Source organism: Nostoc sp. ATCC 53789, assembly GCF_009873495.1.
GTDB lineage: Bacteria > Cyanobacteriota > Cyanobacteriia > Cyanobacteriales > Nostocaceae > Nostoc > Nostoc muscorum_A.
Genome location: NZ_CP046703.1, coordinates 6,415,027 through 6,428,010, shown reverse-complemented (window position 1 = coordinate 6,428,010; position 12,984 = coordinate 6,415,027). Strand labels below are relative to the sequence as shown.

11 protein-coding genes are annotated in these 12,984 nt (G+C 41.5%); 7 read left to right on the top strand and 4 right to left on the bottom strand.

Going from position 1 to position 12,984, the window contains the following annotated elements:
- Positions 1 to 83: 83 nt before the first annotated feature.
- Positions 84 to 1,397 (top strand): NF041680 family putative transposase, encoded by a 1,314-nt coding sequence (locus GJB62_RS26595; protein WP_159402443.1) that lies wholly within the window; start codon positions 84 to 86, stop codon positions 1,395 to 1,397.
- A 129-nt stretch (positions 1,398 to 1,526) separates the two neighbouring features.
- On the opposite strand, the gene GJB62_RS26590 is transcribed toward GJB62_RS26595, so the two are convergent.
- A complete protein-coding gene (locus GJB62_RS26590; RefSeq protein WP_114084764.1) occupies positions 1,527 to 3,983 on the bottom strand; it encodes a HEAT repeat domain-containing protein in 2,457 nt (818 codons plus the stop codon).
- Between the two features lie 462 nt (positions 3,984 to 4,445).
- Between GJB62_RS26590 and GJB62_RS26575 the strand changes: the two genes are divergently transcribed.
- From GJB62_RS26575 to GJB62_RS26550, 6 genes are all read left to right on the top strand, one after another.
- Entirely contained in the window at positions 4,446 to 4,703 is a 258-nt protein-coding gene (locus tag GJB62_RS26575; protein WP_114084765.1) for a type II toxin-antitoxin system ParD family antitoxin, read from the top strand.
- On the top strand, positions 4,700 to 4,993 hold the full coding sequence (locus tag GJB62_RS26570) for a type II toxin-antitoxin system RelE/ParE family toxin (protein ID WP_114084766.1): 294 nt from the start codon (positions 4,700 to 4,702) through the stop codon (positions 4,991 to 4,993). Before GJB62_RS26575 ends, GJB62_RS26570 begins: the two co-directional genes overlap by 4 nt.
- Positions 4,994 to 5,124: 131 nt before the next feature.
- The gene (locus tag GJB62_RS26565; protein WP_114084767.1) at positions 5,125 to 5,868 is read left to right on the top strand and encodes a metallophosphoesterase; all 744 of its coding nucleotides are present in this window, start codon (positions 5,125 to 5,127) and stop codon (positions 5,866 to 5,868) included.
- 139 nt (positions 5,869 to 6,007) lie between these two features.
- The gene (locus GJB62_RS26560) at positions 6,008 to 7,453 is read left to right on the top strand and encodes an ATP-dependent DNA helicase RecQ (protein ID WP_114084768.1); all 1,446 of its coding nucleotides are present in this window, start codon (positions 6,008 to 6,010) and stop codon (positions 7,451 to 7,453) included.
- Entirely contained in the window at positions 7,386 to 7,868 is a 483-nt protein-coding gene (locus GJB62_RS26555; RefSeq protein WP_159402587.1) for a hypothetical protein, read from the top strand. The genes GJB62_RS26560 and GJB62_RS26555 overlap by 68 nt, the downstream gene beginning before the upstream one ends.
- Before the next feature lie 99 nt (positions 7,869 to 7,967).
- Positions 7,968 to 9,854 carry a S9 family peptidase gene (locus tag GJB62_RS26550; RefSeq protein WP_114084769.1) on the top strand — a complete coding sequence of 629 codons (1,887 nt, stop codon included), beginning with the start codon at positions 7,968 to 7,970 and terminating at the stop codon, positions 9,852 to 9,854.
- Positions 9,855 to 10,035: 181 nt separating this feature from the next.
- Here the strand turns inward: GJB62_RS26550 and GJB62_RS26545 are convergent, their stop codons facing one another.
- The 3 genes from GJB62_RS26545 to pheS all read right to left on the bottom strand — a co-directional run bounded on the left by GJB62_RS26545 (position 10,036) and on the right by pheS (position 12,904).
- Positions 10,036 to 11,055 (bottom strand): hypothetical protein, encoded by a 1,020-nt coding sequence (locus GJB62_RS26545; RefSeq protein WP_114084770.1) that lies wholly within the window; start codon positions 11,053 to 11,055, stop codon positions 10,036 to 10,038.
- A gap of 88 nt (positions 11,056 to 11,143) precedes the next feature.
- Positions 11,144 to 11,746 carry a Uma2 family endonuclease gene (locus GJB62_RS26540; protein WP_114084771.1) on the bottom strand — a complete coding sequence of 201 codons (603 nt, stop codon included), beginning with the start codon at positions 11,744 to 11,746 and terminating at the stop codon, positions 11,144 to 11,146.
- 165 nt (positions 11,747 to 11,911) lie between these two features.
- Positions 11,912 to 12,904 (bottom strand): phenylalanine--tRNA ligase subunit alpha, encoded by a 993-nt coding sequence (gene pheS, locus GJB62_RS26535; protein WP_114084772.1) that lies wholly within the window; start codon positions 12,902 to 12,904, stop codon positions 11,912 to 11,914.
- Positions 12,905 to 12,984 lie beyond the last annotated feature (80 nt).

Below are 12,984 nucleotides of genomic sequence, written 5' to 3'. Positions count from 1 at the left end.
GACTAAAAAGCTAGAGAAAAGCAGTCAGCAGTAACACTGACTGCCGTAAAGTCAATGAAAGTAATCGATAAATCATTGACGTGATGATCCTGACACAACTAGAAAAATTCCGCCAAGGTATCTACGATTGTTTGGGAAAGGCCAAAGATGCAGTATTTGAATTGATGGATGCAGTATTAACAAGTCCGAGTATCCCATCGTTTGTAAGCTTGTCACAAAGCCCAGTATTTCGACGGCAATGGTCGAGCATTTATGCAGCACTACATGATAGTCGTCCACCAAAAAGAAAACTGATGAAGCTACTGGTACAGGAGGTAGTGACGGATGAACAGCCATTTCTAGCAGGAGATCATAGCTTTTGGGCAAGACCAGAAGCGAAGACACTAAAAGAAAGAACTTTTCATGGGGACTCCAGGGGAAGCATAGGCATCGGACAAAGTTACAGTACGTTAGCGTGGATACCAGAAGCGGATGGGAGTTGGGCATTGCCGTTAAAGCACGAACGGATCACCAGCTTTGAAACGCCAACAAGTAAAGCCGCATTCCAACTTAAACAAATAACCCGTGAGTTAGGCAAAAGACCGCTTGCTGCTTATGACCGAGGCTACGGCAACGCCAAATTTGTCCAAGCCACGGAGAAGATTGACGCAGACCTGTTGCTGCGTTTAGCTTCTAACCGATGCGTATGGGGTACACCCGGTACTTACAAAGGACGAGGCGCACCGTGTAAACATGGTCATAAGTTTAAGTTCAATGACTCGGAAACTTGGGCAGAGGTAACTGAAACTCTAGAAGTTGAAGACCCGCAAGTTGGTCGAGTAAAAGTCATGCGCTGGAGTGGGTTTCATTTTCTTCAATCTCCAAACCGGGCAATGGAAATCATTCGCGTCGAGGTGATCCAACCAGTTGGACGCAATCGTAAGTTCCAACCCTTATGGCTAGCTTGGTTGGGTCAGACAATGCCTCCATTAGAGGATCTCTGGCAAAAATACCTCCGCCGCTTTGCTCTAGAACATTGGTATCGATTTGCCAAGCAGAGGTTATATTGGACACAGCCTCAGCTTGGCTCTACTCAGGCAGCAGAGCGATGGAGTGACCTGATGCCATTGTTAACTTGGCAATTATGGCTAGCTAGACTTGCCTGTATTGATTCCCCCTTGCCTTGGCAATCGACTCAGGATAAACTGTCTCCAGGACGCGTAGCACAAGCCTTTCCTCTAATTTTAGCCACTATTGGCACTCCTGCTCAACCCCCGAAAACTCGCGGTAAATCACCTGGGCGTGCCCAAGGGCATCAGCCACCTTCGCGTAAGCGTTATCCCACTGTCAAAAAACACGCATCTAAAAAACCTAAAACCGAAGAATCACTTAAGAACGCTGATCTAACTGCTGCTTAGTTTCTGCTTCTTTTTCAACGATTCAACTTAACTCAGCCTCTAAAAGAAGTTGGGTAACTTTTTCTTGCTTTCTATTCATTGCTGCTAAATGCCAATTAGTCCAAACTCAAGTAAGTTGGAAAATGCCGTTTATGGTATTCGTGTTTGCACAGTAGTAGCTGCTGTGTTGACTGAAGGTGTAAACCCAGCCAGTTTACCCGACTTCTGGGGTACAAAATCCGTTTCTTTGCTACCTTGAACCTCAGATAAGTAGCAATCTCGCACTGCTAACAACAAGCCTTTGATGGCATCTGGTGCGCCTGTTTTAACTAAATCGTCCGCCTTTTTGAAAAAATGCGATCGCCATTTACCATCGTTATTGCCATACAATTCTATTAAATACCAACCTGCAAGATACTCAGCTAAAGGATCGAGACAGAAACGGATTCTGTCTTTGGCAGAACCGATAGTTTGAATCAGGTGCAGGCGTTTTTCCAGATAATTGAGGTGTGCTTCCGGATCATCAATACCCAAAGCTGCTAATGCAGCAACCGCATCTGCACGCTTGGCGGTTCCTGGTTGATAACTTTGCTGCAAGCATTCCCAGGCGATGGTTTTGGCAATTTGATGAACAGTGCGGTCATCAAATTGCTCGTCTGTAACATCACGATTGAGTTCATTGATATAACCCAGCATCAAATTAGGAATATTTTCTGGCAACGCAGAAATATTAGATGTAACGTCTTTACTAGCAATTAACTGTTCAGCATAAAGTTTAGCCAGCAAGACAGTGATATTATTTTGACCGACCATCAGAGAAAGACGATTACAAGCGTCAAAAAATTCTTGGTCAGTAAAGCGATCGCGTTTACCTCGCTGCATGAGATAAGCTTCCATAAAGGACGATAGTTTATTCGCCTCAATCCGCAAGGGTTTAATTATCGTTTTATTAACCCGCCCCAGCTTTTCCTCAATTCGGGAAGTAATCACCAACGCATTCACCGGAAACTCTGGCGACTCCGGCTCAATTGCTTCTCGTGTAGTCGCATTCATTTCTGAGAACCGGTCTACAATCACTAGAATGCGTTTCTTTCTTAACAAACGTAACAGTAATTCTTGACAAATCGGCTCTGGTTCATCAATTAAAGCTTGCAACTGTCCTCTGATAGCTTCTAAAAGCGGCGACTTACCTTCAGTTACCCGAAATTCTTCTTCTAACAGCACTGGTAACATCAAATGTTTGCAGAGTTGTTGGTCTTCATCCTCAGCCATTGCCCATCCAGCGATTCGACATGCTAAACTGGTTTTACCTACACCCCCTTCCCCACCAATTACTAGGCAGCTACGTTGTTTCTCGAAAGTTGAGCGCAGATTCTCATTCATCAGTTGGGGAACTGTTGTACCATCCAGAACAACGGGAATGGGAATGTAACAGGCGCGACTGCTAACTGTATCCTTTTTAGGGAATTGTTCGCGGGCTGCTTTGATATATTTAGCTACCCACGCATCTAATACTCTGGGATGGTAATGAAACCAGCCAACAAATAGCACATATCGCAGAGGTACATTAACGCTGATAAATGGGAGAGAAAAATCTGTGTAGGGTTTGAGGGCGTTGTTAATTTTCAACAACCATAAAGGGGCTACCCGCAAGAGAATTAACCAAATAGAAGGCAATAAGATAAGGTAAGCGGCAATTCCCAAGAGTAATTTATGCTCAAATAGCGATTCCAGAACTCTATCAAAGAGGCGAGTTTCTTTTTCTGCTTTCAGGGCATTGAGAGGGCGACGTATCAGCCTAATGTCCGTCTCTGTGAATTTATCTTTGTATTTTTGTATAGTTGCCAATACCTGCTCAAAGTCTGAGATGACTTTCTGCAACTTGGAGGTAGGTAAAGCATTTGCTTTGTCCTGAAAGCCTGCCGCTATTCCTCCTAAACCTTTGATAGCACCTAAACGCACGTAAAACTGGTTATCATTCAACAGGGCAATTAAATTCGGGACAGAAGATACTGCTTCTGTACCCATTGCACCCAAAGCGTAAGCAGAATTGTAACGTACAGTGGGGTTCTTATCTTTTAAGGCAGCAGTTAATACTGGGACAGCTACTTTCGCTTCTACACCAATTTTTCTGAGTGCAGAAGGAACATAAATGCGAACGAATTGCTCCTTGTCTTGCAATGCCGCCATCAACGATGGAACTGCTGCTTTGGCTGCTGTACCAATATTTCCTAAAGCTAAGGTGGCGTACAAGCGGACTTGTCCATCTTCATCCTGTAATGCTGCACTTAAGGCTGGAACTGCTGGTGCTGCTTCTGCACCCAAATCTCCTAAAACCGAAGCGGCGTGCCAGCGAAGATTAATATCCTGATTTTTCAAAGCTTCAATCAGAGACGGCACTGCTGCCGAACCGATATTAACTAATGCATCTGCTGCAAGGCTTCTGATGTGGGCATCGTTATCTATCAGCTTCTCAATCAGAGGAGCAATTTTGCTGTCAGTAGTGATTTGCGCCCAACTATTGCTTGTGCATAGTAGGAACAGTGTCAGGCATAAGACAACTACCTTGAGCGCACTAAGTAATACTTGTCTGGTATGCTTTGTCATTGAATCGGATTGAATCACCCGATGAACAACTCCAGTCAGAGAAACTATACCTAAGATTGTAATCTAACTGTCAATGTGGGTTAGCGATGTCTACGACGGGCTACGCCTACGCACTGGCTTGCTCCCGCTTTACTCAAACTCGATTAGCATTGGGATTTAAACGCATCATAATTTTCTCTGGTTATGTCAAATTTTTAAACCCATAACAGCGATAAAGTCCATGAGCATCTTTTGTGCCTAACAACCACCTTGACGAAACACCTTGGTACGAGGAAGGTAAATATCGATGGTTATGGGTAGCAATTACAAAATACAATTGCGGTTTACCACATCGGTAGTCGTCGTGAGGAAAGGCTATTACGCCTAAACGCTTACGGCATTTGTGGGATGGTTAGTTACCAATCGAGAAAGCAATGCTGTTAAAATCTAGATAAGAATATCTATTATATAGAGCTAGAAAATATGTACATCCAAATTAAACCAGAACTAGAGCAATTTATTCAGGCACAGCTTGCAAGTGGTAGATTTACTAATGCAGATGATGTTATCAATGAAGCCTTTAAACTATTACAAGAAAGAGAGCAGCGACTTGAAGAATTACGGCAAAAAATTGCTGTAGGAACTGAACAAATTGCTAAGGGGCAAGTAACTGACGGCGAAGTTGTATTCGCCAAATTACAAGAAAAAATTCGTCTAATTGCTGAGGAGTCTGCTGAATGAGTAATTATTCATTTTCAGATGCAGCAATTCAAGATTTAGATGAAATTTGTGAATATATTGCTCGGAGTAGCCCAAAAGCAGCTAGTAAGCTTTTTGATGACATTCGCTCTAAATGTAAATTAGTAGCGAGTTTCCCCAATATGGGAAAAAGTTATGGAAGGTTTGTACCAAATCTGCGCGGTTTTCTTGTGGATGATTACATTATATTTTACTATCCAAGAGAAGACGGAATTAGTATTACTCGTGTTGCCAGTGGTTATCGAGACTTAGAATCTTTGTTCGTAGATTAATAATTAAACTGTAACTATGTTTTTGGTCTAGTACTTATCGCTCTATTAAGGGGCATTAAACTAACTTAGTACAATACAAATACGATACAGCTATATATAGTATTTCAAAATGCTTCAATTATGGAATTAGCATGAAAATTCACATATTAAGTGATTTACATCTTGAATTTCAACCCTTTAATATTCCTGATATTAATACTGATATTGTTGTCTTAGCTGGAGATATTGATTTAAGAGAAAGAGAAATTAAATGGGCAATTAAAAACATTCCCAATAAACCAGTGATATATGTATTAGGTAATCATGAATACTATGGAAGTGCTTATCCAAGGCTTGTTGAGAAGCTGAAAGATTATTCATTAGGAACTAATGTTCATGTTCTAGAGAATGATTTAGTTACCATTGAGGGTGTAAATTTCTTAGGTTGCACTTTATGGACTGATTTTAAACTGTTTGGTGAGCCACGTATAGCAGGTGTAGAAGCTAGTCAAGTCATGAACGATTACAAGAAAATTAGATTAAGTCCTCAATACTCAAGGTTAAGAACTATTGACACAGCCCTAATTTGTAAAAAATCAGTTAATTGGTTAAAAAATACATTATTTGGCTTGTCTGGTAAAAATGTAATTATCAGTCATCATGCTCCTAGTGCAAAGTCTATACCTTTCCAATATCAAGAAGATATTTTAAGTGCTGCTTATGCTTCAAATCTTGATACTTTAGTTGAGGAGTCTGGAGCATTATTATGGATTCATGGCCACATTCACACTCAATTAGATTATCAAATCGGTTTGACTCGCGTTATTTGTAATCCGCGTGGTTATCCAGATGAACCAAATAATTACTTTAATCCAGGATTATCAGTAGAGATTTAAGGAATAGTTCAGGAGTCAGGAGAAACCCGCTTTATACCTCAATACAGTTCAGTTAAGATGATGAAATTACTGAACCATTAGCTGCATAACAGAGGCTATATTCAGCATTCAATGATATGGGTGCATATAGTTATTGATTATGAATCAACCTACAACAAAATCTTGGCAAGAAGTTCGCGCTGCTTTCAAACAAATCTGGGGTTATGAAGATTTTCGTCCACCACAGGGAGAAATTGTCAGCAGTTTATTATCACAAAAAGATGCGCTGATTATTATGCCCACAGGTGGCGGAAAGTCAATTTGTTTTCAACTTCCCGCACTGCTACAAACAGGATTAACCTTGGTAGTTTCGCCTTTGGTGGCGTTGATGGAAAACCAAGTTCAGGAACTACGAGAAAGCCACCAAAAAGCAGCACTTTTGCATAGTGAATTGTCTTCATCTCAACGCCGTGCAACTCTGCAAGCTTTGGAACGTCAACAACTAAGATTACTTTATTTATCGCCCGAAACTTTGCTCAGTGCGCCAGTGTGGGAAAGATTATGTCACCCGCAATTGCAAATTAATGGCTTGATTTTAGATGAAGCTCATTGTTTAGTGCAGTGGGGTGATACTTTTCGCCCAGCTTATCGCAGATTAGGGGCGGTGCGTCCGGCATTGCTCAAATCAAAACCACCAGGAACAAAAATTAGCATTGCCGCTTTTACTGCGACTGCTGACCCCTCAGCCCAAAAAATTATTCAAACAGTTTTACAATTACAGCAACCAGAGATTTTCCGCTTGAATCCTTACCGTCCGAACTTGCATCCCAGCGTTCGCATCGCTTGGACACCAAGAGGTAGGAAACAACAATTATTAAAGTTTATTCAAAATAGACCGCAACAATCGGGGTTAGTTTATGTTCGCACTCGGAGAGATAGCGAAGATTTAGCTGAATGGTTGGCAGAGATGGGTTTTGCTACAGCTAGCTATCATGCGGGATTGGGTGCAACAGAACGCCGTGAAGTAGAAGCAAGCTGGTTAAGTGGCAAAATCCCTTTTGTTGTGTGTACCTGTGCGTTTGGTATGGGGATAAATAAAAGTGATGTTCGCTGGGTAGCACATTTTCACGCGCCGCATCTGCTATCTGAATATGTGCAAGAAATTGGCCGTGCTGGAAGGGATGGAAAACCGGCAGAGGCGTTAACGTTGGTGAGTGAACCTACGGGGTGGTTAGATTCAGGAGATAAGCAAAGACAGGAGTTTTTTCAAGAACAAATGCGATCGCAACAACAAATAGCGCAGCAATTTGTGAAAAAATTACCAAAACAGGGAGAAGTGAATACTGTAACCCGACAATTTCCTGAAGGTGCGACAGCACTGGCTTTACTCCATAGCAACGGTCAGCTAAACTGGCTCGATCCTTTCCATTACACCATTGGGCAAAAAGCGGGAAATCAGCCACCAACCCAATTACACGCTGCTAAACAAATGCAGCAATACCTAACAACTAAGCAGTGTCGTTGGCAGTTTTTGTTAAATGCCTTTGGTTTTGACAAAGAAGCAGCTAACCTGCATTGCGGACATTGCGACAATTGCCGTCAATGAGTATAAAAGACTCGTTCACGAGTATCAAAGACTCGTCGCCGAGTATCAAAGACTCATCGCCGAGTATCAAAGACTCGTCGCCGAGTATCAAAGGCTCGTTCACAAGTATCAAAGACTCATCGCCGAGTATAAAAGACTCGTTCACGAGTATCAAAGACTCATCGCCGAGTATCAAAGGCTCGTTCACAAGTATCAAAAACTCATCGCCGAGTATCAAAGACTCGTCGCCGAGTATCAAAGGCTCGTTCACAAGTATCAAAGACTCATCGCCGAGTATAAAAGACTCGTTCACGAGTATCAAAGACTCATCGCCGAGTATCAAAGGCTCGTTCACAAGTATCAAAAACTCATCGCCGAGTATAAAAGACTCGTTCACGAGTATAAAAGACTCATCGCCGAGTATAAAAGACTTTGACTTTTGACTTCCGCCTTGCGGTACTAGGTTCATCCTATTGGATGAATTGTCATTTTCACCACCAAGTGACAATAAGGTAGTCAAGTAGAGGATAAAAATATGTCATCTGCTCAAGCGCCCTCGCTACCACCGTTGATTCCGCGCGAAATCCTGTTTGGGAATCCCGAAAAAACTAGCCCACAACTCTCTCCTGATGGCAAGTACTTGGCATATATTGCCCCTGATGAGAAAAATGTCTTGCAGGTATGGTTGCGAACTATAGGGCAAGAAGACGACCAGATACTAACTGCCGACAAAAAGCGCGGTATCCGCATTTTCTTCTGGACTTATAACGCCGACCAGTTGATTTATATGCAAGACTCGGATGGCGACGAGAACTTTCATCTCCACTTGGTTAATATTCACTCCAAGATTGTGCGTGACTTAACGCCATTCCAGGGTGTAAAAGCAGAACTCGTGGAACTGGAACCTAAATTTCCAGATCAAGTGCTGGTAGCTTTGAACTTAAACAATCCCCAAAAGTTTGACGTTTACCGCATCAACCTCAAAAATGGTGCGGTTGAGTTCGACACTGATAACCCCGGTAACATTATCAGTTGGACATCCGACGCTGATTTTCAAATACGTGCAGCGACAGCTAGTACACGCGATGGTGGTTACGACCTCTTATTGCAGAAATCAGATAAACAGTGGGAAATTCTCCGTCATTGGGGAGCAGAAGAAGAAGGGAATTCTGTTAGCTTCTCAGATGATGGCAAAACCCTTTATATTCAAGGGAATCACGATGCTAACGCCAAACGTCTGCTAGCTGTTGACCTAGACACTCGTCAAGAAACCGTCATTGCTGAAGATGAGCAGTATGATGTCGTGGGGATAATCATTCAACCACTGACGCGAGTTATTCAAGCAGTTTCTTTTTATAAAGATAAACAAGAATGGCAGGTAATCGATCGCAGCATCGCCACTGATTTTGAAGAAATCGCTAAGGTGCGTCCCGGAGAATTCTCCATAATTAGCCGCGACTTGGAAGATAAAACCTGGCTAGTAGCTTATAGAACTGACAATGGGCCAGTTTACTACTATGCCTACAACCGAGAGTCCAAAACTAGCACTTTCCTTTTTAGCAACCAACCCAAACTCGAAGCGTTGCAGTTAGCTTCAATGCAACCAATTTCTTACGAAGCGCGGGATGGCTTAACTATCCACAGTTACTTGACAACCCCTGTGGGAATACCTACGCAGAATCTCCCAACAGTACTGCTGGTTCATGGCGGCCCTTGGGCGCGGGATGTTTGGGGTTTCTCTCCCACAGCGCAATGGCTAGCTAACCGGGGTTATGCCGTTCTGCAAGTGAACTTTCGCGGTTCCACTGGCTACGGTAAAGCATTTTTGAATGCTGGGAATCGGGAATGGGCTGGTAAAATGCACGATGACTTGATTGACAGTGTTAACTGGCTGGTGGAACAAGGCATTTCCGATCCGCAAAAGATTGCGATTATGGGCGGTTCTTATGGAGGTTACGCCACTCTAGTAGGATTAACTTTTACACCAGAAGTATTTGCGGCTGGTGTCGATATTGTCGGGCCGAGTAGCCTGATTACTCTGATAGAAACTATACCGCCTTATTGGGAACCATTGAAGGCAATGCTTTCTCATCGTGTCGGTAACTTGGAGACAGAAGAGGAATTTCTGAAATCGCGATCGCCTTTATTCTTTGCTGACCGGATTCAAAAACCTTTACTTATCGGTCAAGGTGCAAACGATCCACGAGTGAAACAATCAGAAAGCGATCAAATTGTCAACGCAATGCAACAGGCTGGTTTGCCAGTGCAATATGTACTTTACACAGATGAAGGACATGGTTTTGCTAGACCAGAAAATCGGTTGCACTTTTTTGCGATCGCAGAAGAGTTTCTCGCCAAATACTTAGGCGGTAGATTTGAACCTTTGGCAGATATTCCAGGTCATTCAGGAATAATTAGATAAAGTTTCAAAATGGTGGTTAGTGTGATTCACCAACCACCTTAATATTTTTAATTACAGATGGATGTATTAACTTATCAGGTATTCGGTTTCGCTCAATGTATTCATTAATCTGGGCTTGATGATTAAGATACAAACCCAAGTCGCTATACTTTGCTAGGTTTTAACTTCGTTGACATTAAACTTATGGGCAAATTTGAGAAAAAGTCAAGTTTTTAATGGTAGATTTTGTATAAACTCTTACTGCTAACTCTTCGGGTTGTCCTAGACAATCACCATAACATCCGTTAACAAAAGCAGTCCCCCGATCTCCAACTAACTCAAGAACAAAACGACCAGCTTCTCCTCCAGCAGAAAAATCAGTTTGCTGATAGTGTCTACCTTCTGCAAACCCCTGTGTTTGTATATGACCGATATGATTTTTGAGTTGTTTGCACTCATTCAATTGAGTAATTGCTTGTTTGTAATAAGAGTTATACTCTCTAAAACCTAGATAATTTCTATATTCAATTGGTATAATTAATCCTGGAGTTAATTTTGTAGTACAAGCTATACAGTAAGAAATTAAAATTACTATCAATAATGGAAGTATATTTTTTAAAATATGCTGGTTGCGATGTTTTTTTTGATTTTGGATTGTACAAGATATATAAATACAACCAATAGGTAATATTAGTAAAAAGCTACAAAGTAGATTAATTATAATAAATATATCTGTATATATTAATTTAGATGTGACTTTAAATGGGTTCCTCGGTGAATTTGCTTTTGTTAAAATACTATCAATCGTCAAAGTTATAATTAGAATTATTGGAGATATAAACAGAAAAGCAGTCAGTAAATATAAAAATATAATAATGCTATTAGTATTAATAGGTAGAATTATTAAATTAAGAATGCAACCTAGAAGTGCAGCAATAATAATTGCGGAAAAACAAAAGTCCTCACGCTTATCACTAAAAGCTACAATAGTCGCTGTACTGCAACATAGAGCAACAAATAATGCCATAGAAAAACTAAAAGGAAAATCGCCTGGGTTATCTAACCAAACTCCAACAAAATCATCTCTGAAAATAATACTTGGCAATGCTAATAAAATCAGAAATGGCAAACTAAACAGAAAGATTAAACTAGTAATAGCTGTAGCTGATGTTTTAGAGTTTAAATAGTTATAACTTTTCTGCATTTTAATTTTTTTATCCATAAGAGTTAATTAAAATGCTTAACTAGGAACTAGGAAATAGGAAATAGCAAATAAATTACCGGTCGTATGTCTTTCTTTTAAATTTTTACTAATAAATGGAATCATCCACATTGCTTTCTCCAGCTTTGAGTACTTGCTCTGTGGTTAGCTGTAACTCTGGGAAAATAGTAGAAGCGATCGCAGTGTTTCCTGCAAATCTGGTTTCTTCATAAAATCCGTCAACTAATATAAGTACTGTAACTCTGTTCATTTGTGGATCGACAATCCAATATTCAGCAATTCCTCTGGCTGCATACTCGGAACGTTTGTAGCGATAGTCCCGATCTTCGTTAGCTTTGCCAGGAGAAACAACTTCGACAACTAAAGCCGGAGGTGGCATATCCAAGGTGATTGTAGATCGCGTTGCACCTTCTAAAGCTGTTGCAAGTTCATCCGTCAGCACAACTAAGTCAGGAATGCGAGTTGTAGCACGAGAACCAGCAACAACAATTTCAACTTTGTTACTTAACCGATTAACTGGAACAAACTTGAGGAAATTTACCAGCAAAAATAGAGATATCTGGACATTTTTTGGGCTTTCGGGTGGTATTGCAACTAACTCACCTGCTACCAGTTCATACTGGCTATCCGTGCCATCGTCATATTTCAAGTATTCCTCAAGCCTTAAATGTTTGCCAATGATTGCAGTCATATCACTTCAATAGAAGTTACGTATTGATAGTTTATTAAATTCATCAATCCCGATTTATTATTTAAAACCACAGATAATTCATGGGTATTTATCTGTGGTTATATTTTCATCTAATTGACTTTTGCAAATTTAGTAAACGCCTGATTATTTAAAGCGATCGCTCCCCTAAAATTGCTGCAAAAACCGCAAATCGCTAGCATACAAGCGACGAATATCATCGATTTGGTGTAACACCATTGCAAAGCGTTCTACACCAAAACCCGCAGCAAAGCCTGTATAAACTTCTGGGTCATAACCCACAGACTTAAGTACATTTGGATCGACCATACCGCAGCCCATCACCTCTAGCCAGCGACCATTCCACTGCAAATCTACTTCAGCAGAGGGTTCGGTAAACGGGAAATAACTGGCGCGGAAGCGAATAGGTAAATCGCCAAATATTGCTTGTAAAAATACTTTAATTGTGCCTTTGAGGTCTGTAAAAGTTAGCCCCTCATCAATGGCTAAAAGTTCTATTTGATGGAAAACTGCTGAGTGCGTCGCGTCTACATTATCTCGCCGATAAACTCGTCCTGGAGCCACAACCCTAATTGGTGGTTCTTCTCTTTCCATGTAACGAATTTGCACTGACGAAGTATGAGTGCGTAAAAGATTCCCGTCTGGCAGGTAGAAGGTATCCTGCATATCACGGGCGGGGTGATCTGGCGGGGTGTTGAGAGCCTCGAAATTATAATAATCTGTTTCCATTTCTGGCCCTTGAGCTACGGTGTAGCCCATACCGACAAAGATATCCAGTGCCCGGTCGATAATGCCGTTGAGGGGATGAATGCGACCTTGGGGGCTATAAATTCCCGGCATAGTTACATCCAGAGTTTCCGCCTCTAGCTGTAGCTGAATTTGTGCGGATTCTAAGGCAGCACGTTGCTGGTCTAGACTAGTTTGCAGGGATTCTTTGACTGTATTGGCGATCGCTCCAATTTTTGGCCGTTCCTCTGCACTCATTTGCCCCATACTTCGCAACAGCGCCCCCAGTTCCCCTTTCTTACCCAGATAGTTAACTCTGAGTTCCTCCAGACGTTCTAGGGTGTCGGCGGCTGCGATCGCTTTTTCTCCTTCTTGCCGCAGTGCTAAAAGTTGAGCTTCTAAATTGCTAGTCATTAGTTATTAGTCATTGGTCATTAGTCATTAGTCTATAGTCAAAAGCTGTGAATCGGTCGATAAATAAACTTACAGTCATA